This is a genomic window from Roseateles sp. GW823-FHT07B05, assembly GCF_058794515.1.
Window position 1 is genome coordinate 78705 of record NZ_JBXAGX010000004.1, and the last position, 18518, is coordinate 97222.

19 protein-coding genes are annotated in these 18518 nt (G+C 72.0%); 8 read left to right on the forward strand and 11 right to left on the reverse strand.

The window, feature by feature from the left end; genetic code table 11:
* Positions 1–5: 5 nt before the first annotated feature.
* The 3 genes from AC1Q7O_RS10720 (at position 6) to AC1Q7O_RS10730 (ending at position 1398) form a co-directional block, all read left to right on the forward strand.
* Positions 6–395, forward strand: coding sequence for a DUF488 domain-containing protein (locus tag AC1Q7O_RS10720; RefSeq protein ID WP_492661571.1), 390 nt, complete (start codon positions 6–8; stop codon positions 393–395).
* A gap of 80 nt (positions 396–475) precedes the next feature.
* Positions 476–832, forward strand: a complete 357-nt coding sequence (locus AC1Q7O_RS10725; protein ID WP_492661570.1) for a cupin domain-containing protein — start codon at positions 476–478, stop codon at positions 830–832.
* A 14-nt stretch (positions 833–846) separates the two neighbouring features.
* Positions 847–1398 (forward strand): glutaredoxin family protein, encoded by a 552-nt coding sequence (locus AC1Q7O_RS10730; protein WP_492661569.1) that lies wholly within the window; start codon positions 847–849, stop codon positions 1396–1398.
* A 231-nt stretch (positions 1399–1629) separates the two neighbouring features.
* Here AC1Q7O_RS10730 and AC1Q7O_RS10735 read toward each other — a convergent pair whose 3' ends face one another.
* The 4 genes from AC1Q7O_RS10735 to glpK form a co-directional block, all read right to left on the reverse strand.
* Complete coding sequence (locus tag AC1Q7O_RS10735) at positions 1630–2310, reverse strand: helix-turn-helix transcriptional regulator (protein ID WP_492661568.1); 681 nt, start codon at positions 2308–2310, stop codon at positions 1630–1632.
* Between the two features lie 488 nt (positions 2311–2798).
* Positions 2799–3194: a VOC family protein gene (locus tag AC1Q7O_RS10740; protein WP_492659400.1), complete on the reverse strand. Its 396-nt coding sequence runs from the start codon at positions 3192–3194 to the stop codon at positions 2799–2801.
* Positions 3195–3251: 57 nt separating this feature from the next.
* The gene (locus AC1Q7O_RS10745; protein ID WP_492659401.1) at positions 3252–4340 is read right to left on the reverse strand and encodes an SGNH/GDSL hydrolase family protein; all 1089 of its coding nucleotides are present in this window, start codon (positions 4338–4340) and stop codon (positions 3252–3254) included.
* A gap of 55 nt (positions 4341–4395) precedes the next feature.
* A complete protein-coding gene (gene glpK / locus AC1Q7O_RS10750) occupies positions 4396–5853 on the reverse strand; it encodes a glycerol kinase GlpK (RefSeq protein WP_492659402.1) in 1458 nt (485 codons plus the stop codon).
* 172 nt (positions 5854–6025) lie between these two features.
* Here glpK and glpD point away from each other — a divergent pair, with 172 nt between their 5' ends.
* Both glpD and AC1Q7O_RS10760 read left to right on the forward strand, forming a co-directional pair.
* Positions 6026–7501, forward strand: coding sequence for a glycerol-3-phosphate dehydrogenase (glpD, locus tag AC1Q7O_RS10755; RefSeq protein ID WP_492659403.1), 1476 nt, complete (start codon positions 6026–6028; stop codon positions 7499–7501).
* 47 nt (positions 7502–7548) lie between these two features.
* Positions 7549–8514, forward strand: coding sequence for a DMT family transporter (locus AC1Q7O_RS10760; protein ID WP_492659404.1), 966 nt, complete (start codon positions 7549–7551; stop codon positions 8512–8514).
* Here AC1Q7O_RS10760 and AC1Q7O_RS10765 read toward each other — a convergent pair.
* The 4 genes from AC1Q7O_RS10765 to AC1Q7O_RS10780 form a co-directional block, all read right to left on the reverse strand.
* Positions 8492–9256: a metallophosphoesterase gene (locus AC1Q7O_RS10765; RefSeq protein ID WP_492659405.1), complete on the reverse strand. Its 765-nt coding sequence runs from the start codon at positions 9254–9256 to the stop codon at positions 8492–8494. The genes AC1Q7O_RS10760 and AC1Q7O_RS10765 overlap by 23 nt on opposite strands.
* A gap of 54 nt (positions 9257–9310) precedes the next feature.
* The gene (locus tag AC1Q7O_RS10770) at positions 9311–10072 is read right to left on the reverse strand and encodes a UPF0149 family protein (protein ID WP_492659406.1); all 762 of its coding nucleotides are present in this window, start codon (positions 10070–10072) and stop codon (positions 9311–9313) included.
* Between the two features lie 161 nt (positions 10073–10233).
* Positions 10234–11232: a substrate-binding domain-containing protein gene (locus AC1Q7O_RS10775; protein WP_492659407.1), complete on the reverse strand. Its 999-nt coding sequence runs from the start codon at positions 11230–11232 to the stop codon at positions 10234–10236.
* On the reverse strand, positions 11229–12083 hold the full coding sequence (locus tag AC1Q7O_RS10780; protein ID WP_492659408.1) for a 23S rRNA (adenine(2030)-N(6))-methyltransferase RlmJ: 855 nt from the start codon (positions 12081–12083) through the stop codon (positions 11229–11231). The genes AC1Q7O_RS10775 and AC1Q7O_RS10780 overlap by 4 nt, the downstream gene beginning before the upstream one ends.
* A gap of 102 nt (positions 12084–12185) precedes the next feature.
* Here AC1Q7O_RS10780 and AC1Q7O_RS10785 point away from each other — a divergent pair, with 102 nt between their 5' ends.
* Entirely contained in the window at positions 12186–13277 is a 1092-nt protein-coding gene (locus AC1Q7O_RS10785; RefSeq protein ID WP_492659409.1) for an alkene reductase, read from the forward strand.
* A 143-nt stretch (positions 13278–13420) separates the two neighbouring features.
* On the opposite strand, the gene AC1Q7O_RS10790 is transcribed toward AC1Q7O_RS10785, so the two are convergent.
* Positions 13421–14551 (reverse strand): right-handed parallel beta-helix repeat-containing protein, encoded by a 1131-nt coding sequence (locus tag AC1Q7O_RS10790; RefSeq protein ID WP_492659410.1) that lies wholly within the window; start codon positions 14549–14551, stop codon positions 13421–13423.
* Positions 14548–15114, reverse strand: a complete 567-nt coding sequence (locus AC1Q7O_RS10795) for an MOSC domain-containing protein (protein ID WP_492659411.1) — start codon at positions 15112–15114, stop codon at positions 14548–14550. The genes AC1Q7O_RS10790 and AC1Q7O_RS10795 overlap by 4 nt, the downstream gene beginning before the upstream one ends.
* Before the next feature lie 107 nt (positions 15115–15221).
* On the opposite strand from AC1Q7O_RS10795, the gene AC1Q7O_RS10800 reads away from it, so the two are divergent.
* Together AC1Q7O_RS10800 and AC1Q7O_RS10805 are read left to right on the forward strand one after the other, a co-directional pair.
* Positions 15222–16472: a cation:proton antiporter gene (locus tag AC1Q7O_RS10800; protein ID WP_492659412.1), complete on the forward strand. Its 1251-nt coding sequence runs from the start codon at positions 15222–15224 to the stop codon at positions 16470–16472.
* A complete protein-coding gene (locus AC1Q7O_RS10805; protein ID WP_492659413.1) occupies positions 16469–17584 on the forward strand; it encodes a YbdK family carboxylate-amine ligase in 1116 nt (371 codons plus the stop codon). The genes AC1Q7O_RS10800 and AC1Q7O_RS10805 overlap by 4 nt, the downstream gene beginning before the upstream one ends.
* A 19-nt stretch (positions 17585–17603) precedes the next feature.
* Here AC1Q7O_RS10805 and AC1Q7O_RS10810 read toward each other — a convergent pair whose 3' ends face one another.
* Positions 17604–18464 carry a LysR family transcriptional regulator gene (locus tag AC1Q7O_RS10810; protein WP_492659414.1) on the reverse strand — a complete coding sequence of 287 codons (861 nt, stop codon included), beginning with the start codon at positions 18462–18464 and terminating at the stop codon, positions 17604–17606.
* Positions 18465–18518 lie beyond the last annotated feature (54 nt).

Sequence of the window (18518 nt, forward strand, 5' to 3'; positions counted from 1 at the left end):
CCGCCATGCCCCTGCGCATCGTCCAGCTCGGCAGCCCGCGCGCACCCGATGAAGGCACCCGCATCGGCACGGTGCGCCGCCCGCCGCGCGGCGTGCCCAAGGCGGAGTTCGCGTCGCGCGACTTCTACGACGTCTGGTTCCCCACCCTCGCGCCCAGTGCCGACACGATGAAGCTGGGCCAGGCCGCCGCGAGCGATGCCGACTGGACGGCCTTCACGAAGAAGTACCGCACCGAGATGGCCCAGCCCGACGCGCAGCACGCGCTGGCGCTGCTGGCCACGTTGTCGGCGCAGGCCGACTTCTCGGTGGGTTGCTACTGCGAAGACGAGGCGCGCTGCCACCGGTCGGTGCTGCGCGCGCTGCTGATTGAGAAGGGCGCCACGCTGCGGGGCTGAGCCGCCGCGCGGCCGCCGCACATATTCACCCTCGAACAGGTGGTGGGCGGCGCGACAGGCCCCCGCAGAATGCGCCCCGCATGCTGCCCATCGTCCTCCTCGACCGCACCGACGCCCTCGCCCCCACGCTGGACCGCCCGCGCCCCGACCGCCTCGTCGCCGGCAACCCGCTGCGCCAGACCTGGGTGCTGCACGAGGCCGGCCCGGTCTCGGCCGGCGTGTGGGCATGCGAACCGGGCCGCTGGCGCATCGTGTTCCCCGCCACGCGTCAGGAGTACTTCCACGTGCTCAGCGGCCAGGTGCGGCTGCACGGCCCGCAGGGCGCCACCGACATCGGCCCCGGCCAGGGCGGCGTCATCCCGCCCGGCTTCGAGGGCGAGTTCGAGGTGGTGACGCCAGTCCGCAAGCAGTTCGTGCTGGTGGACACCGCCGCCTGAAAGGATTCCCGCCGATGACCACCGTCTGCCCCAAGTGCCGCGCCATGCGCCCCGCCGACACGCAGGCCCCTGCCTGGCAATGCCCGGCCTGCGGCGTGGCCTATGCCAAGGCCGGCCTGGCCACCGAGCCGCGCACCGCGGCCCGCGCCGCCCCCGCCAGCAGCGGCCTGCCGTGGCGCGCGCTGCTGACGGTGGTGGCCGTCATCGCCGGCCTGTGGTGGGGGCACCAGGCGCAGTTGCACAAGCGCGACTTCGGTGCGCTGCTGGGCGGCGGCGGCACGGACGAGGCCGCCATGCAGCAGCTCGCGGCCACCGTGCGCGCGGAGCAGATCGTCATGTACTCCACCAACGAATGCGGTTATTGCACGCAGACGCGCTCCTGGCTGACCCAGCACGGCTTCGCGTTCACCGAGTGCAACATGAGCCGCGAGGCGCGCTGCGAGGACGAGTTCCGCGCACTGCGCGCCACCGGCACGCCCTACCTCATCGTGCGCGGCCCACGCGGCGCCCACCACATGAAGGACGGCTTCGACAGCGACGAGTTGATCAAGGCCTTGAAAGCCTGACGGCCTACCGTATCGCGGGCCGAGCGCCGGGCCGCTCCCAAGCCGGCCCGCCAGGGCGATGTGCGTGCGGCTCAATGCCGCACACATCGCCATCCCCTCGGGGGCTGAGGCCGGACACATTGCGCCCAGTGGGCGCGATGTGCCTGCCGAAGAGCTGCGGCGCCGCCGCAGCGCGGTCTGCAAGACCGACTGGGCCCGCCCGCGTTCAGCGGCGCGGGACCAGGCGAGGGGTCAACAGTTCTCGCGCAGCCGGTTCATGTCGGCCAGCGTCTTGCCGGGCTCGTCGCGGAAGCTCTCGGCCAGCGGTTCCAGCGTCTCGATGCGATCCACGCGGAAGCTGCGGAAATCGTTGCGCAACTCGCACCAGGCCGCCAGCGTCCACACCGGCCCCCAGAACAGGCAGGCCAGCGGACGCACGACGCGATCACTCCTCACGCCGCCGAGGTCCAGGTAGCCGACCTTGAGCTTGCGCCTGGCCTCGGTGGCCTCGCGCAGCGCGGTCAGGTGGGCGCTGGTGGCCGGGTCCAGCGCCGGCAGCGGCGCGTACAGCGCCAGGCTCTCGGCGGCGGCGCGGGCATCCAGCGGCAGCACGGCCAGGATCTTGGAGAGCGCGTTCTCGGCCTGCCGCGCCAGCGCGGCGTCCAGCCGCGACTCGGCCATGCGCACGGTGGCCACCAAGGCCTGCGCCTCCTGCTTGCTGAACATCAGCGGCGGCAGGTCGAAGCCGGCCCGCATGCGGTAGCCCACGCCGGCCTCGCCCTCGATGGGCACGCCCTGCTGGCCCAGCGCGGCGATGTCGCGGTAGACGGTGCGCATGGACACCTCCAACCGCTGGGCGAGGTAGTCCGCCGTCGTGAGGCGGCGGCCGCGGATGAGCTGGACGATCTGGAAGAGGCGGTCGGCGCGGCGCATGGGCAGTCAATGTAGGTCAGCAGGCATGCCCCTTGCAGAAGGCATGGGTCAACGACAACGACGTCTAGGGAGGGTCTGCAAAACCCCTGCGGGCCGCGGCGAGGTCTTTGCCGGATGCGGGGCAAGGCGCGGACCGCCGCCCAGGCTCGTGCCTGGGCAAGGTTCGCAACGCCGCCCCGCGCCGGCAAAGCCACGCCCCTGCGGGTTTGCGACAGCACCGGCCCGCGCGGGTGTTGCGCCGCTCGCTGGGGCGGCCAGCCCCAGCTTCGCGACGCGCCTACTCGCGGGCCGGTGCTGTCACAAACGCGGCCCACAGGGGTTTTGCAGACCCTCCCTAGCAGCATCATGGCCATCTACGCCTCCTCTCACGCCCGCGGCACCCAGCGGGTCGATGTGGTTTCACTGGGCGCCATCAGCGCCTCACACGCCTCGTTCGCGCCGGGCCAGCTGTTCGTGGCCCAGGCGCTGCGCCCCAAGGCGGGGAGCGCTCAGCCCATGACCGTGCAGAGCTCCACCAGCGTGCCGTCCGGGCAGCGCACATAGGCCACCGTCTGGCCCCAGGGCTTGGTGACGGGCGCGGCCAGCGCCGTCGCGCCGGCGGCCACGGCGCGCTCGAAGGCGGCCGGCACGTCGGCGACGGTGAAGCCGATCTCCATGCCCAGCGGCTTCGCGCTCGCGTCGGCGGCCACGTAGTCGTGCTGCACGCTGTCGCGCGCGGTGGCGTGGTCCACGAAGGCCAGCGTGGTGCCACCGGCACCGGTGTCAACCTCGCCGTAGGCGCCGCTCTCGTGCAGGAAGCGCGTCGGCAGCCCGAAGGCACGGTCGAAGAAGGCCAGCGAGGCGGCGACGTCGGCCACGTAGACGAGGGTGTAGGCGAAGTTCATGGAGGTCCCGGGAGGTGTGAGGCCCGCATGCTGCGCCAGCCCTGCTGTCAGCGTGTGTCAGCGGCCTGCGGCTTGCCAGAGGTTGGGCTGGTCGTTCAGGTGGCGGGCCAGCGCGTCGGCCACACGCATGCCGTCGGCCACGCTGGGGTGCCAGTCGCAGCCCGCCATGCTCAGGCCAGGCACGCCCACGAAGCCGATGCGGGAGGTGCCGGCACCGCGCACCTGCGCCACGACGCGCGACGCTGCGGCCTGCAGCTCCGAGCCCTCGTTCGCCGCCGCCCACACCACGACGTAGGCGCCAGGCACGCGACGGTGCAACTGGCCGATGAAGCGCACGAAGGCCGTCTCGTACGCCTCGCGCAACTGCTCGCGCGTGGCCCAGCGCTCGCCGGCGCGCAGCGGCGTCGAGAAGTCATTCGTGCCGAGGCTGATCGCGATGACCTGCGGCTGCCAGCCGGTGTCGTCGGCCGGGTGGCTGTGGTCCAGCAGTGCAAACGGGTAAGCCTGCGGCAGCGTGTCGGCCGCGAAGCCGTCGTAGTTGCGCACGACGCCGCGGCCCGAGATGGCGTGGACACGGTAGTCGGCCTGGTAGCGCGTGGACAGCTGGCCGGCCACACCCTGCGCGGTGTCGGTGGTCGCCCAGACGTCGGCAGGCGTGCACTGCCGCGTGGCGGCGGTGTTGCCGTAGCCGACGGTGTGGGAGTCGCCGATGAACTCGATGCGGCGCTCGGGCACCCGCAGCACCGCGGGCCGGGTGCCCGGGCCGGCAAGGAAGCCGCCGAAGCCGGTGGGGCCGGCCTGGCTTTCGCTGACCACCGTCACGCGCAGCCGGTGCTCGCCGGCGGCGATGCCGGACACCCGGTACAGCCCCGCCGCGGGCTTGACCAGCGGCACCGCGGGCCCGCCATCCACGCTCACGCGCAGGCTGACGTCGCCGGCGCCAACGCGGAAGAACAGCTCGCTGCCATGGAAGGCAGTCTCGAAATAGGTGCCGGGCCACTGGCGCCGCAGCGTGCCGTCGGGCTGCGGGGCGACACGGCCCTGCACGCGCGCCGGCAGCGGCGCCAGCCCGGCCGGCTCGGCCTCCACCGGCGCCAGCTGCTGCGCGCCGGCGGCTTGCACGCCCAGCGCCAGGACCCATCCCATCCAGTTGCCCTTCATCGATCGTTTCCCTGCTCGGGTTGTCCGTGGCGCGCCGAGGTCAGTCGGCCAGCACCTGCCGGACCGCATGGTCCCATTGCGCCAGCCGCGTGCCGGCCTCGTCGCGCGACATGCGGGGCTCGAACGCGCGGTCCAGCTGCCAGATGGCGCCGATCTCGTCGACCGACGCGTAGACGCCAGTGCCGATGCCGGCCAGCAGCGCCGCGCCCAGCGCCGTCGTCTCGATGACCCGCGGCCGCAGCACCGGGAGGCCCAGCAGGTCGGCCTGGAACTGCATCAGCAGGTCGTTCGCCGACGCGCCGCCGTCCACGCGCAGCTCGGTCAGCGCGGCGCCGTCGTTCTGCATCGCCTGCAGCAGCCCGGCGCTCTGGAAGGCGATGCTCTCCAGCGCGGCGCGGGCGATGTGGCCGCGGCCGCTGCCGCGCGTCAGGCCCACCAGCGCGCCACGGGCGTCGGCCCGCCAGTGCGGCGCGCCCAGGCCGGCGAACGCGGGCACCAGCGTGACGCCGCCGCTGTCGGGCACGCTCTCGGCCAGCGCCTGCACCTCGGCGCTGGTGCGGATCAGCCCCAGCCCGTCGCGCAGCCACTGCACGACGGCGCCGCCGACGAACACGCTGCCTTCCAGCGCGAACTGCGGCACCGCGCCCACCTGCGCGGCGCGCGTGGTGATGAGGCCGTGGGCCGAGCTGCGCGCCTGCGCGCCGGTGTGCATCAGCAGGAAGCAGCCGGTGCCGTAGGTGTTCTTGGCCTGGCCGGGCGAGAGCGCCGCCTGGCCGAACAGCGCGGCCTGCTGGTCGCCCGCGATGCCGGCGATGGGCGCGCCGAACTCGGCCGCCGTGCCGAACGCGCCTGCCGACGGCCGTACCTCGGGCAGCAGCGCGCGCGGGATGCCGAACAGGCCCAGCAGCTCGTCGCTCCAGTCGCCGCGGTGGATGTCGAACAGCAGCGTGCGCGACGCGTTGCTGGCGTCGGTGGCGTGAACCTGGCCGTCGGTGAGCTTCCACAGCAGCCAGCTGTCCACCGTGCCGAAAGCCAGCTCGCCGCGCTCGGCGCGCGCGCGGGCGCCGGGCACGTTGTCCAGCAGCCAGCGCAGCTTGGTGGCAGAGAAGTACGGGTCCAGCACCAGGCCGGTCAGCGCGCGGATGCGCGGCTCCAGGCCCTGGCGCTTCAGCTCTTCACAGAAGTCCGCCGTGCGCCGGTCCTGCCACACCAGCGCCCTGTGCAGCGGCTGGCCGGTGCGGCGGTCCCACAGCACGACGGTCTCGCGCTGGTTGGTGATGCCGATGGCGGTGGGCTTCACGCCAGCCTTGGCAATGGCCTCGCGGGCACAGGCCAGCTGGCCCTCCCAGATCTCAGCGGCATCGTGCTCCACCCAGCCCGGCTGCGGGAAGTGCTGCGTCAGCTCGCGCTGCGCAGCGGCCAGCAGCCGGCCCGAGCGGTCGAAGACCAGCGCGCGCGAACTCGACGTTCCCTGATCCAGCGCCAGCAGTGCATCCATGTCCGTGTCCATTCGTCGTTGGCGGGCCGAGCGCCGGGCCGCTCCCAAGCCGGCCCGCGTTGGGCGATGTGCTCGCGGCTCAATGCCGTGAGCATCGCCGCCCCCTCGGGGGGCCGACCAGACTCGCAGGCGTTCAGCGATGCGAGTCTGGGCGGGGGGCTAGAGTACCTTCATGGATGATTTTGACGTCGTGGTGGTGGGAGGCGGCATCAACGGCGCGGGCCTGGCACGCGACCTGGCCGGGCGCGGCTGGCGCGTGCTGCTGGCCGAACGCGAGGACCTGGCGCAGCACACGTCGTCGGCGTCCACCAAGCTCGTGCACGGCGGGCTGCGCTACCTGGAGACCTACGAGTTCTCGCTGGTCGCCAAGGCGCTGCAGGAGCGCGAGGTGCTGCTGCGCAGCGCGCCGCACCTGATCCAGCCGCTGCGCTTCGTGCTGCCGCATGCGCCGCACCTGCGGCCGGCCTGGATGATCCGCATCGGGCTGTTCCTGTACGACCACCTCGCGAAGCGCGAGCTGCTGCCGGGCTCGCACGGCCTGAAGCTCGCGGGCAGCGCCTACGGCGCGCCGCTCAAGCCCGAGTTCACGCGCGGCTTCGTCTACTCCGACGGCTGGGTGGACGACGCCCGCCTCGTCGTGCTGAACGCGCGCGATGCGCAGGCGCGCGGCGCCGAGGTGCTGACGCGCTGCGCCGTGACCGAGGCCCGCCGCGGCGCGGACGGCTGGCAGGTCACGCTGCAGAACGGCCGCCAGCTGCGAAGCCGCGCGCTCGTCAACGCGGCCGGGCCGTGGGCCGAGCGCTTCCTGCGCGACCACACGCAGGCTGCCGACGGCCGGCCGCTGCCGGCGCGCGGCCTGCGCCTCGTGAAGGGCAGCCACATCGTCGTGGACCAGCGCTTCACGCACGACCACGCCTACATCTTCCAGAACGCCGACGGCCGCATCCTCTTCGCCATCCCCTACCAGGAGCGCTTCACGCTGATCGGCACGACGGATGTGGAGCTGCCCGAGCACGAGGAACCGCCGTCGCGGGCGCAGATCGCGCAGGACGAGGTCGCCTACCTGTGCGAGCAGGCCAACCGCTACCTCGCGCGGCCCGTGACGCCGGCCGACGTGCGCTGGACCTATGCCGGCGTGCGCCCGCTGCTGGACGAGGGCGGCTCGGCATCGTCGGTGACGCGCGACTACCTGCTGGAGGCCGACACCGACGATGGCGCGCCGCTGCTGAACGTCTGGGGTGGCAAGCTGACGACCTACCGCAAGCTGGCCGAAGACGGCGCCACACAGCTGGGTGCGATGCTGGGCGACCCGCGCCGGCCCTGGACGGCTGGCACCCACCTGCCCGGCGGTGACCTCGGCCGGCACGGCGTGGACATTGCGGCCTTCACGGCCGAGCTGCAGGCCCGGCACACCGGCCGGCCGCTGGCCACGGTCGCGCGCCTGGCCCGGGCCTACGGCAGCGACGCCGCGGCGCTGCTGACGGCGCCGGGTGCCGAGGTGGCGCCGGGGCTGTTCGAGTCCGAACTGCGCCATCTGGTGGATGCCGAATGGGCACGCAGCGCCGACGACGTGCTGTGGCGGCGCAGCAAGCTGGGCCTGCACTACACGCCTGAACAGCGCGACGCCGTGGCGGCCTGGTTCACGTAGGCGACCGCGCCGGCGCACGTCACCCGGCATGGCCGATGATGCCGGCCATGCTCCTCGGTCTGTTGTTCGCCCTGGCCGCCGGCCTGATGTGGGGCCTGGTGTTCGTCGCCCCCGTCATGCTGCCCGGCTATGCCCCCGCCTTGCTGACGGTGGGCCGCTACCTGGCCTTCGGCCTCATCGCGCTGCCGCTGGCGCTGCTGCTGGACCGCCGCGCGCTGCGCGAGCTGCAGCCGGCTGACTGGTGGGAGGCCGCCAAGCTCAGCCTCATCGGCAACTTCCTGTACTACCTGTGCCTGTCGGCCGCCATCCAGCGCGCCGGCGCGCCGCTGCCGACCATGATCATCGGCACGCTGCCCGTCGTCATCGCCGTCTGCGCCAACCACCGCAACCGCGTGCGCGACGGCCACCTGCCGTGGGCCAGGCTGGCGCCGTCGCTGGCGCTGATCGCCGCAGGCCTGGCGCTGGTCAACCGCGATGAGCTGCACGCGCTGCAGCAGAGCGCCGGCGACCCACGCCGCTATGCCGAGGGCGCGCTGCTGGCCGTCGCGGCGGTGGCCTGCTGGACCTGGTACCCCATCCGCAACGCCGACTGGCTGCGTGCGCATGCCGACCGCAGCCCGCGCGCCTGGGCCACGGCACAGGGGCTGGTGACGCTGCCGATGGCGCTCATCGGCGCCGTGCTGCTGGGGCTGGTGATGCTGGCCGCCCCCGGCACGCTGGTGCCGGCGGACTACGCCTTCCCGTTCGGCGAGCGGCCCTGGGCCTACGTGGGCCTGATGGCCGCCATCGGGCTGTGCTCGTCGTGGCTGGGCACGCTGTGCTGGAACGAGGCCAGCCAGCGGCTGCCCACGTCGCTGTCGGGCCAGCTGATCGTCTTCGAGACGCTGGCCGCGCTGGCCTACGCGTTCGCGTGGAACCAGCGCACGCCGCCGCCGGCCACGGTGGCGGGCGTGGTGCTGCTGGTGGCCGGCGTGGCGTGGGCGCTGCGCATCAAGCCGCAAAGACCTCAATGACGCGCTGGCCGTCGAAGCCGTCGGCTTCGCCGCGCCTGAAGTGGCCCCGTGCGTTGCTGGCGATGCGCGTGTCGCCCAGCCGGTAGTCGTGCCGGCAGTGCAGGTGGCCGTGCAGCCACAGCTGTGCGCCGGGCAGCAGGTCTTCGTCGTCGTTGCAGAAGCTGGCCGTGCCGGGCTGGCGGCCGTAGCGCGGGTCGGCGCTCTTCAGGCTGGGCGCGAAGTGCGTGATGACGACCGTCGCGTCCCAGTCGCCCGTGCGCGCCAGCTCGCCAGCCAGCCAGGCGCGGCTTTCCAGCGCCAGTGCGCGCACGGCGTCCACGCCGAAAGGCTCGCCGTGGCGCGTGGCCTGCATGACCTTCTGGAAGTAGCCGCCGGCCCGCATCGCGCGCTCGCGGCCCGCAGGGCCGAAGGCGTCGAAGTCGCACCAGCGCGTGCAGCCGACGAAGCGCACGCGCCGACCCTGGGCATCGGCGATGACGACGGCGTCATCGTCCAGCATGCGCAGGCCCAGCGCGCCGACGTGGGCCCGCAGCGCCTCGCGGGCGTCGTCCACGTCGCGGCCGTCGACCTCATGGTTGCCGGGCACCACCAGCACCGGCACCGGCCAGCCGCGGAACAGCGCGTAGCCGCGCCACGTCGTGTCGATATCGCCGGCCAGCACCAGCAGCTCGGCGCCCGGGGCGGGCACCGGCTGGTAGTCCTCGGTCTCGAGATGCAGGTCCGACAGCAGTTGCAATCTCATGTCAGCCGGGGACAGCGCTTGGCGCTGTGCGCCGGCGGCCCGTCCCCATGATCATCAGTTGCTGCCGTGACACTGCTTGTACTTGCGGCCCGAGCCACAGGGGCAGGGGTCGTTGCGGCCGACCTTGGGCGTGTCGCGGCGGATGGTGTCGACGCGGTAGCGCTCGGCTTCCGTCAGGTCGGCCAGGTCGGCCACGGTGACGACCAGCTCCTCGATGGCGTCGTCCAGGTCCTTGAGCGGGTGCTCGCGGTTCAGCGTGGCGACGACTTCCTTCTCCTCCGGCGTCTCGGCCGGCAGGTGGCGGTACAGCCGGGCCATCGCGGCGGCGACGTCGTCGTTGGGCAGGTCCGCCAGCTCGGGGAAGCACAGCGCCGCGTGCTGGAAACCGGCCACCCAGGGCATCAGCGCCCGCGAGAGGGGGCCCAGCTCGTCGTAGCTGGCACGGGCGGACTTCTCCTCGTCGGTGGCGTCCTCGGGCAGCGGGTCGGGCTGCTGGTCCTCGTCCACCTCGAGGATGACGGGGTCGAACCAGCCGTCTTCCACCAGGCTCTTGTTCAGCGCGGCGTGGCGGCGCTCGACGAGCTGAGTCAGGCGGTCCAGCCAGGCGGCGTCGACGCTGTCGGGCAGCAGGCCGCCGTCGTAGTCGAAGATGTTGGGCAGCCACTCGTCCGTCTCGATGAGGCGCGGCTGCACGATGACGCCGCACAGGTAGCCGTCCAGCATGGAGGCATCCAGCGGCTGCAGCGGCTCGGGCGTGGCGGCGAGGAGTTCGTCGAGTTCGGCGAACTCGGCGTCGGTCAGGTCTTGGGTGCTCATGGCCGGCATTGTCGCGTTCATCTCGACCGGATGGCGCATTTCGGGCCGAGCGCTGGGCCGCTCCCGAGCCGGCCCGTCATGGTGATGTGCGGGCGGCTAGATGCCGCACGCATCACCGTCCCCTCGGGGGACCGGCCAAGGTAATCCTTGGACGAGGGGCTTCAGGTGGCCCGGATGACCAACTCGGTTGGCATGATTTCGCTGGCCGCGTCCTGGCCACCGATCAGGTCCAGCACCTTGCGCGCCAGCAGCACGCCACCGTGATGCCAGTCCTGGCGCACGCTGGTCAGCGGCGGCGCGAAACTCTGCGCGGCGGGCGAGTCGTCGTAGCCGATGACGGAAACCTGCGCCGGCACGGCCAGGCCGGCGTCGGTGAAGGCGCGCACGGCGCCCATGGCCAGCAGGTCGCTGGCGGCGAACAGGCCGTCGGGCAGCTTGCCGCCCCGGCCCAGGTTCGCGAGGTGGGCCTGCACGGCCGTGAAGCCGGCGCCGAAGGTGAACGCCGCGGGCGTCAGCGTCTGCGCCTTCAGGCCGGCCTTCTTCAGCGCGCGGGCGAAGCCCTGCTGGCGGTCGCGGATCTCGGCGTGGCGCACATCGCCGAGGAACAGCAGCTCGCGCCGGCCCAGCGCGATGAGCCGCTCGGCCGCGCAGGCGCCGCCATGCGCGTTGTCGCCGCCGACGACGACGGCGTCGCCCCGGCCATGCTCGGCGCCCCACACCACCAGCGGCAGCCCCATGGCGGCGGCCGACTTGACCGCCGAGCCGTTGGCGCCCTGGCCCAGCAGGATGAGGCCGTCCGCCGACGCGGCCATGCCCTGGCCGGGGCTCTGCATGGCCGACAGCAGCACGCTGTAGCCGCGCGACGTCAGCTCCTGCGTGATGCCGCCCAGCAGCTGCAGCGGGTAGGCATCGGTCATGGGGCGGTCGGTGTCGGGCTGCATCTCCAGCATGACGGCCACCATGTGGCTGCGCCGCAGACGCAGGTTGCGGGCGGAGTGGTTGAAGCGGTAGCCGGCGGCCTCGGCCAGCGTCTTGATGCGCTCGCGCGTGGCGGGCGTCACCGACGGGCTGTCGCGCAGCGCACGCGAGACGGTGATGGTGGAGACGCCGGCCAGCGCGGCAATCTGCTCCATCGTGACCGGCTTGCCCTCCACCGTCATGCCGCCTTCTGCTCCAGCACGTAGTTGGCGCCGTCGTACTGGCCCAGGCGCTCCACCAGCAGCGGCAGGCATTCGGCCAGATCGTCGTGCAGCGTGAACGGCGGGTTGGCGACGAACATGCCGCTGCCCATCATGCCGAAGCCCTTGGCGTCGGCCTGCGTGACGGTCAGGCGCACGTGCAGCCAGCCCTTCTTGGCGGCGGCGTCGGCGCTGGCCTTCAGGCGTTGCGCGAGCTGGGTGGACTCCAGCAGCTGCAGCTGCGGGTACCAGACCATGACGACCGTGTCGGCCGCGCGCTCCAGCGCTTCGCGCAGCGCCGACAGCACCTTGCCGTAGTCAGTCTTGATCTCGTAGGACGGATCCATCAGCAGCGCCGCGCGGCGCGTGGGCGACGGCAGCTCGGCCTTGATGGCGCCGAAGCCGTCCCGGTCGCTGACCTGCGTGTTGGCGCGGCCCTCCAGGTAGCTGGCGAGGATGCGGTGGTCGGTGGAGTGCAGCTCGTAGACGCGCAGCCGGTCGGTCTCGCGCAGCAGCATGTTGGCGATGGCCGGTGAACCCGGGTACTGGCGCAGCTGGCCGTCGGGGTTGAAGGCGCGCACCAGGTCCATGTAGTCGGCCAGCGGCGCGGGCAGGTCGGTGGCGTCGTACAGGCGCGAGACGCCGGTGCCGTACTCGGCGTTCTTCTGCGCGTAGCGGCCCTCGACGGAGTAGCCCCCGGCGCCGGCATGGGTGTCGATGAGGGTGTAGGGCTTGTCCTTCTCCCCCATGTAGCGCAGCACGCGGGTCAGCACGAGGTGCTTGAGGACGTCGGCATGGTTGCCGGCATGGAAGGCGTGGCGGTAGGCGAGCATGGCCTGATTGTCGCTAACACATCCCGCATCAACCCCGCGGCGACGGGGAAAGCAGGCAAAAGCCAGACTTGCAACCATTCCTCCTGCCCCTATTTCACGGTCATGACTACCCTTTTCGACCCCGTCCGCTTCGGCGACATCGAGCTCGCCAACCGCATCGTCATGGCGCCGCTGACGCGCAACCGCTCCCCTTGGCAGACGCCCCACGCGCTGACCGTCGAGTACTACCGCCAGCGCGCCAGTGCCGGCCTGCTGATCACCGAGGCCACGCAGATCCGCCCCGACGGCCAGGGCTACTTCGACACGCCCGGCATCCACACGCCCGAGCAGGTCGCGGCCTGGAAGCAGGTCACCGACGCCGTGCATGCCGAGGGCGGCAAGATCGTCGTGCAGCTGTGGCACGTGGGCCGCATCTCGGTGAACAGCCTGCAGCCGGGCGGCCAGGCGCCGGTGTCGTCGACGAACCGCGCCGCCAAGACGCGCACCTACGCCGCCCACGGCGAGCTGGTGCCCACGGCCGAGCCGCGCGCGCTGCGCACCGACGAGATCCCCCAGCTGATCGCCGACTACGTGCAGGCGGCCAAGAATGCCATCGCCGCGGGCTTTGACGGCGTGGAGGTGCACGGCGCCAACGGCTACCTGCTGGAGCAGTTCCTGCGCGACAGCGCCAACGACCGCAACGACGAGTACGGCGGCTCCATCGAGAACCGCGCGCGGCTGCTGATCGAGGTGATGACCGCCGTGGCGCACGCCATCGGCCCAGGCCGCACGTCGCTGCGGCTGTCGCCGGTCACGCCGGCCAACGACATCGGGCAGGACAGCAACCCGCAGGCCCTCTTCAACTACGTGGCCGAGCAGCTGGCGCCGCTGAAGCTGGCCTTCCTGGAAGTGGTGGAAGGCGCCACCGGCGGCCCGCGTGACCACGCGCCGTTCGACTACGCCGAGCTGCGCCGCCGCTTCAACGGCCCTTACATCGCCAACAACGGCTACGACCGCGCGATGGCGCTGGACGCCGTGGCCAGCAACCGGGCCGACGCGGTGGCCATCGGCCGGCCGTTCATCAGCAACCCCGACCTCGTCGAGCGCATCCGCGACGACCTGCCGTGGGCTGCGCCGCAGAAGGAAACCTTCTACGGCGGCGGTGCCGAGGGCTACACGGACTACCCGGTGGCTGCGGAACTGCAGCGCGCTTGACGCCGCGGGCCGAGCGCCGGGCCGCTCCCGAGCCGGCCCGCCTGGGCGATGTGCGAGCGGGGCACGCTCCGCGAGCATCGCCGTCCCCGTGGGGGACCGACCAGGCGCACCGGCGTTCAGCCGGGTGAGGCTGGGCGAGGGGCCTACTGGAACGCGCCGGGGTGCCTGGCCGGCCCGGCCAGCGCCACGGTGGTGTGCGGGTGGCGGTACTCGCGCGTCGGGCTCAGCCTCAGGCCGCCACCCTCGCCCGCGTCTTGCGCCTTGCCGCGCAGCGACGACCCGGGCTTGAGGCGGAAGTCCTCGCGCTGGGCCTGCACGAACTCGTCCCAGTCCGCTCGCTGGTTGGCGCGGCGCGTCCAGTGGCCCTCGGCGGCGAGCTGCGGCGCGCCCACCAGCAGGTTGTTGGCCAGCACCACGTCGGTCTCGCGCGGCGACACGCGCAGCCAGATGCCGCCGCCGGGCCGCTGGTCCACCAGCGTGTTGTGCACGAGATAGAGCGCCTGCCTGATCCATGAGCCGCCCTCGGCGCCGAACGAGATGACGTGCGGGTTCTCGGTGGTCGAGCTCTGCATCAGCAGGTTGCCCATGACGACGGCAACGCCGCCGTTGGGAAACTCCAGCTCGTAGCTGGCGCGGCCGCCGATCTCGTCGGTGAGGCGGTTGTAGAGGATGTGGTTGACGGCCGCGCGACTCTTCAGCAGGTGTCCCAGCATGCCGCCATGCACGTAGCTGCCGGTCATGGCCAGCCGGCCGATGGCGCCGACGTAGAGGTTGTGCGTCTTGCCGTCGCGCCGCGGGATGGGGCCGAACTCGCAGTCCACGAGGTCCAGCGTGATGCGCTCGTCGTTGGCCGTCAGCAGGCCGTTCTCGTTGTCGCGGAAGCCGCAGTCCACCAGCGTCAGCGAGCCCGCCTCCAGCCGGATGCCAGCGCCGTTGCGATCGGGCACCGAACAGCCGATGAAGTCGAAGCCCTCGATGCGCTGACGCTCGCCGGTCGTCACGAACAGGCCCTTGCCCTGCACGTGCGCACCCGCCGCAATGACACGCACACGGCCGCCCACGGCGCGCAGGGTCAGGTCGTGCTGCGGCCAGGCGGCCACGTCGGCGATGTAGTCGCCCGCCTCCACCTCGACGAGCGTGCCGTCCTTCGCCTGCCGCGCGGCGGCAGCCAGCGACTTGACGGCCTGGCGCGGTCCGACCTTCAGTGTCGGGCCGGCATGTGCCGCGAACGGCAGCAGCCCGGCGGCGGCCAGCAGCGCGCGGCGGCGCGTCATGCCTTCCTGCGCATCTTGGCTTTGAAGAGCTCGGCGATGCCGACCTCGCGCGGCCCCGGCAGCAGCTCGAAGGCCTCGCCGGCGGCGATCGTCCCCTCGCGCTTCACGGCCAGGTAGAAGCCGCAGTAGCCGCTCTGCGCCATCATCTTCACGGCGTGCGCGAAGCCCAGGTGCGCGGCCAGCTTGAAGCAGGGCTGGCGCGGCTCCGACACGACCAGCTCGCAGTCAGGAAAGCGCAGCACGTCGCCAATCCACGCGCGCGTCTCCAGCAGGCCGCTGATCGTCAGGTTCTCGCCCAGACTGCCCGGCGGCAGCTCGCCGTCCACCTGGGCCTGCTGGCGCATCGAGGCCCAGACGGCGTAATGCTCCTGCGGGTAGGCGTAGACGGCCTTGCTCAGGCCGCCGTGCACACTGGGGTCGGCCTGCTCGTCGCCGGCGAGGCCAAGCGGCCCCACGGCGATGCGGCCGTCACGCGGGCGCTTGCGGATGGCGGACGCGAGACGCTCGCCGTTGGTGGCGACGAAATGCTCGACGCGGGCGGTGTTGATGCTGAGGACCTGCATGGGGCCCATTGTCCCGAACGCACGGCGGGTCATTTCGGCGTCTTGGCCTACACGGCGCATCCCTGCACGCCACTAGGCTGCGGCCCTGTTTCCTGAAGGGAGAGCGCATGACTGCACTCGACAGCGGCGCCAGGGTGTGGGCGGGCCTTGCCGTCACGCCGTCCAGCGAGCTGATGTTCATCGTCGGCGTACTGCTTGCGGGCGCACTGGCCGGTGAGTTCATTGCCGCCACGACGCGGCTGCCGCGCGTGGTGGGCTACACGCTGGCGGGCTGCCTTGCGGCCGCGTTCGGCCACGGCGTGGCGCTGCCGCTGAGCGGCGCGGCGCAGACCGTGACCGACCTGGCGCTAGGCCTGCTGCTGTTCGAGATCGGCAGCCGCGTGAACCTGCGCTGGCTGCGCCGCAACCCGGGCCTGCTGGCCACCAGCCTGGCCGAATCGCTGCTGAGCGCCGCGGCCGTGGCGGTCGTGCTGCGATGGTTCGACGTGGGCTGGCCTACGGCCATGGCCTGCGCCATCCTGGCCATGCCGGCGCCGGCCGCCGTGTCGGGCCGCGTGTCGCTGGAGCTGGGCGCCGCGGGCCAGGTGACGCAGCGCGCGCAACTGCTGACGGCGCTGAACACCGGCTACGCCATCGTCGCGCTGACGTTGATGCGCACCTGGTGGGCGGCCGACGACGGCGGCAGCCTGCCGCAGGCGCTGGCCGGCCTGGCCATCTCGCTGCTGACGACGCTGGGCGTGGCCGCGCTGCTGGCCGGCGCCGTCTACCTGGCCGCACGCCGGCTGGACCTGCGCAACGAGAGCGCCGCGCTGCTGCTGTTCGGCCTGGTCGCGTTCGCCATCGTCGCGGCGCGGTCCATCGGCGTGTCCACGCTGCTGATGCCGCTGCTGGCCGGCCTGCTGCTGCGCAACACCAGCGAGCGGCCGTGGGTGTGGCCGCGCCACTTCGGCACGTCGGGCGGCGCGCTGGTGTTGATGCTGTTCGTCATCGTCGGCTCGGCCTGGTCGCCCTCGGTGCTGGTGGCGGGTGGCTTTGCGGCGCTGGCGCTGCTGGCGGCGCGCTTCCTGGCCAAGGCGGTCGCCATCGTCGCGCTGGCCCCTGCCGCCAAATCCACCTGGCGGCAAGGCCTGTCACTGGCCATCACGATGACGCCGCTGTCCGCGACGGCGCTGGTGATGCTCAGCGAGCTGATGCGCGCCGAAGCCCAGCTGGCGGCCGGTGCCGTGCCCATCATCCTGGCCAGCATCGCCGTGCTCGAGCTGATCGGGCCCATCGCCGTGCAGTTCGCGCTGCGCCTGGCGGGCGAACTACCCCCGGCGCCGCGGCGTACCCGGCAAAAGAAGGAGGCGAGCGAATGAGCCTCGGCGTTTTCTCCACATCACAACCGCTCACGCTCGGCGTGGAGCTGGAACTGCAGATCGTCAACAACGACGACTACGACCTCGCCCCCGTGTCGGGCGACCTGCTGCGGCTGATGAAGAAGCACAGCATCCCCGGCAACGTGACGCCCGAGATCACCAGCAGCATGATCGAGCTGTCGACCGGCGTGTGCACCGGCTTTGGCCAGGTGCTGTCGGAGCTGGGCCAGATCCGCGATGCGCTGGTGGACTGCGCCGAGCGGCTGGACGTGAGCCTGTGCGGCGGCGGCACCCACCCCTTCCAGCACTGGAAGCGCCAGCGCATCTTCGAGACGCCGCGCTTTCACGAGCTGTCGTCGCTGTACGGCTACCTGTCCAAGCAGTTCACCATCTTCGGCCAGCACGTGCACATCGGCTGCCCGAGCGCCGACGAGGCGCTGGTGCTGCTGCACGGCATGAGCCGCTTCATCCCGCACCTGATCGCGCTGGCCGCGTCGTCACCATTCGTGCAAGGCGAGGACACGGGCTTCGACTCCGCGCGGCTGAACTCGGTGTTCGCCTTCCCGCTGTCGGGCCGCGCGCCGTTCGTGCAGAACTGGACCGATTTCGAGCGCTACTTCACCAAGATGACGCGCACCGGCGTCGTCTCGGGCATGAAGGACTTCTACTGGGACATCCGCCCCAAGCCGGAGTTCGGCACCATCGAGGTCCGCGTGCTGGACACGCCGCTGACCATCGAGAAGGCGGCCGCCATCGCCGGCTTCATCCAGTGCCTGGCGCGCTGGATCACCGTCGCCAAGCCGTTCACGCTCAGCGAGGACGACTACCTGCCCTACACCTTCAACCGCTTCCAGGCCTGCCGCTTCGGGCTGGACGGCACCTTCGTCGACCCCGAGACCGGCGAGCACCGCGTGCTGCGCGACGACCTCATCAGCGTGCTCAGCAAGCTGGACACGCACGCCGGCGACCTGCGCGCCGAGGCCGCGCTGCAGTACATCCGGCGCGAGATCAACGGCGTGGGCAACGACGCGGCCTGGCTGCGCCGCGTCGAGGCGGAGAACCACCTGCTGCCCGAGGTGGTGCGCCGCGCGTCGAAACGCTGGCACGGCTGAAGCCGTCGCGTTGACTGGCTTAGGCGCCCGCCTGCCGCAACGTCTGCACCAGCATCTGCTGCAGGATGTCCACCGCCTTGTTGCCCCTGGACGCCTGGCTGCGGTAGACGGCCACCTGCATGGGCTCCAGCGGCCCCAGGCCATGCTCGGCGCCCAGCACTTGCAGATGCGGCGGTGCGCTGCACTGCGTCAGCACCGCCACGGCCAGGCCGCTCTCGACGGCCGCGATCTGGCCGGCGAGGTTGGAGCTGTTGTAGACCACCTTGTACGGCCGCCCCTGCAGTGCCAGCGCGTTGATGGCACTTCGTCGGCCCAGGCTCTCGGCCTCGTAGACGGCAATCGGCAGCGGGTTGCGCGTCCACACGTCGAACTGCGGTGAGCCCACCCACACCATGGGCTCGTGGAACAGCAGCGTGCCGCGCCGTGCGTGGTCGCGCGACACCAGCGCGAGGTCCAGCTCGCCGCGCTGCACACGCGGGATCAGCGCGGTGGACTGCTCGCAATCGAGCTGGATCTCGACACCACCATGCCGGGGCGCGAAGCGCTTGAGCACCGGGGTGAGGTACTTGCTCGCATAGTCGTCCGGCACGCCCAGGCGCACGACGCCGGAGAGGGCCTCGCCCTGCAGCGCGGCCTGGGCTTCGGCCTGCAGGTCCAGCATGCGGCGGGCGTAGCCCAGCAGCGTCTGGCCTTCGTGCGTCAGCGCCAGCAGGCGCGGGCCGCGCCGCAGCAGCACGTGGCCCACGGCGCTCTCCAGCTTGCTGATCTGCATGCTGACGGCAGACGGGGAGCGGTGCACCGCCGCCGCCGCGGCCGACAGCGAGCCGCCATCGACCGCGGCGACGAAGCACTTCAGCCAGTCGATCTGCAGGTCGCGCATGGTTTCGAAAACCTCAGGGTTGCCCGGCGAATTATGAGCTTTTCGGCGCGCAGC

Bases quoted from the DNA above. Each gene is read 5' to 3' on its own strand.
- AC1Q7O_RS10720 (WP_492661571.1), top strand. From the start codon at position 6: ATGCCCCTGCGCATCGTCCAGCTCGGCAGCCCGCGCGCACCCGATGAA.
- AC1Q7O_RS10725 (WP_492661570.1), top strand. From the start codon at position 476: ATGCTGCCCATCGTCCTCCTCGACCGCACCGACGCCCTCGCCCCCACG.
- AC1Q7O_RS10730 (WP_492661569.1), top strand. From the start codon at position 847: ATGACCACCGTCTGCCCCAAGTGCCGCGCCATGCGCCCCGCCGACACG.
- AC1Q7O_RS10735 (WP_492661568.1), bottom strand. From the start codon at position 2,310: ATGCGCCGCGCCGACCGCCTCTTCCAGATCGTCCAGCTCATCCGCGGC.
- AC1Q7O_RS10740 (WP_492659400.1), bottom strand. From the start codon at position 3,194: ATGAACTTCGCCTACACCCTCGTCTACGTGGCCGACGTCGCCGCCTCG.
- AC1Q7O_RS10745 (WP_492659401.1), bottom strand. From the start codon at position 4,340: ATGGGATGGGTCCTGGCGCTGGGCGTGCAAGCCGCCGGCGCGCAGCAG.
- glpK (WP_492659402.1), bottom strand. From the start codon at position 5,853: ATGGATGCACTGCTGGCGCTGGATCAGGGAACGTCGAGTTCGCGCGCG.
- glpD (WP_492659403.1), top strand. From the start codon at position 6,026: ATGGATGATTTTGACGTCGTGGTGGTGGGAGGCGGCATCAACGGCGCG.
- AC1Q7O_RS10760 (WP_492659404.1), top strand. From the start codon at position 7,549: ATGCTCCTCGGTCTGTTGTTCGCCCTGGCCGCCGGCCTGATGTGGGGC.
- AC1Q7O_RS10765 (WP_492659405.1), bottom strand. From the start codon at position 9,256: ATGAGATTGCAACTGCTGTCGGACCTGCATCTCGAGACCGAGGACTAC.
- AC1Q7O_RS10770 (WP_492659406.1), bottom strand. From the start codon at position 10,072: ATGAGCACCCAAGACCTGACCGACGCCGAGTTCGCCGAACTCGACGAA.
- AC1Q7O_RS10775 (WP_492659407.1), bottom strand. From the start codon at position 11,232: ATGACGGTGGAGGGCAAGCCGGTCACGATGGAGCAGATTGCCGCGCTG.
- AC1Q7O_RS10780 (WP_492659408.1), bottom strand. From the start codon at position 12,083: ATGCTCGCCTACCGCCACGCCTTCCATGCCGGCAACCATGCCGACGTC.
- AC1Q7O_RS10785 (WP_492659409.1), top strand. From the start codon at position 12,186: ATGACTACCCTTTTCGACCCCGTCCGCTTCGGCGACATCGAGCTCGCC.
- AC1Q7O_RS10790 (WP_492659410.1), bottom strand. From the start codon at position 14,551: ATGACGCGCCGCCGCGCGCTGCTGGCCGCCGCCGGGCTGCTGCCGTTC.
- AC1Q7O_RS10795 (WP_492659411.1), bottom strand. From the start codon at position 15,114: ATGCAGGTCCTCAGCATCAACACCGCCCGCGTCGAGCATTTCGTCGCC.
- AC1Q7O_RS10800 (WP_492659412.1), top strand. From the start codon at position 15,222: ATGACTGCACTCGACAGCGGCGCCAGGGTGTGGGCGGGCCTTGCCGTC.
- AC1Q7O_RS10805 (WP_492659413.1), top strand. From the start codon at position 16,469: ATGAGCCTCGGCGTTTTCTCCACATCACAACCGCTCACGCTCGGCGTG.
- AC1Q7O_RS10810 (WP_492659414.1), bottom strand. From the start codon at position 18,464: ATGCGCGACCTGCAGATCGACTGGCTGAAGTGCTTCGTCGCCGCGGTC.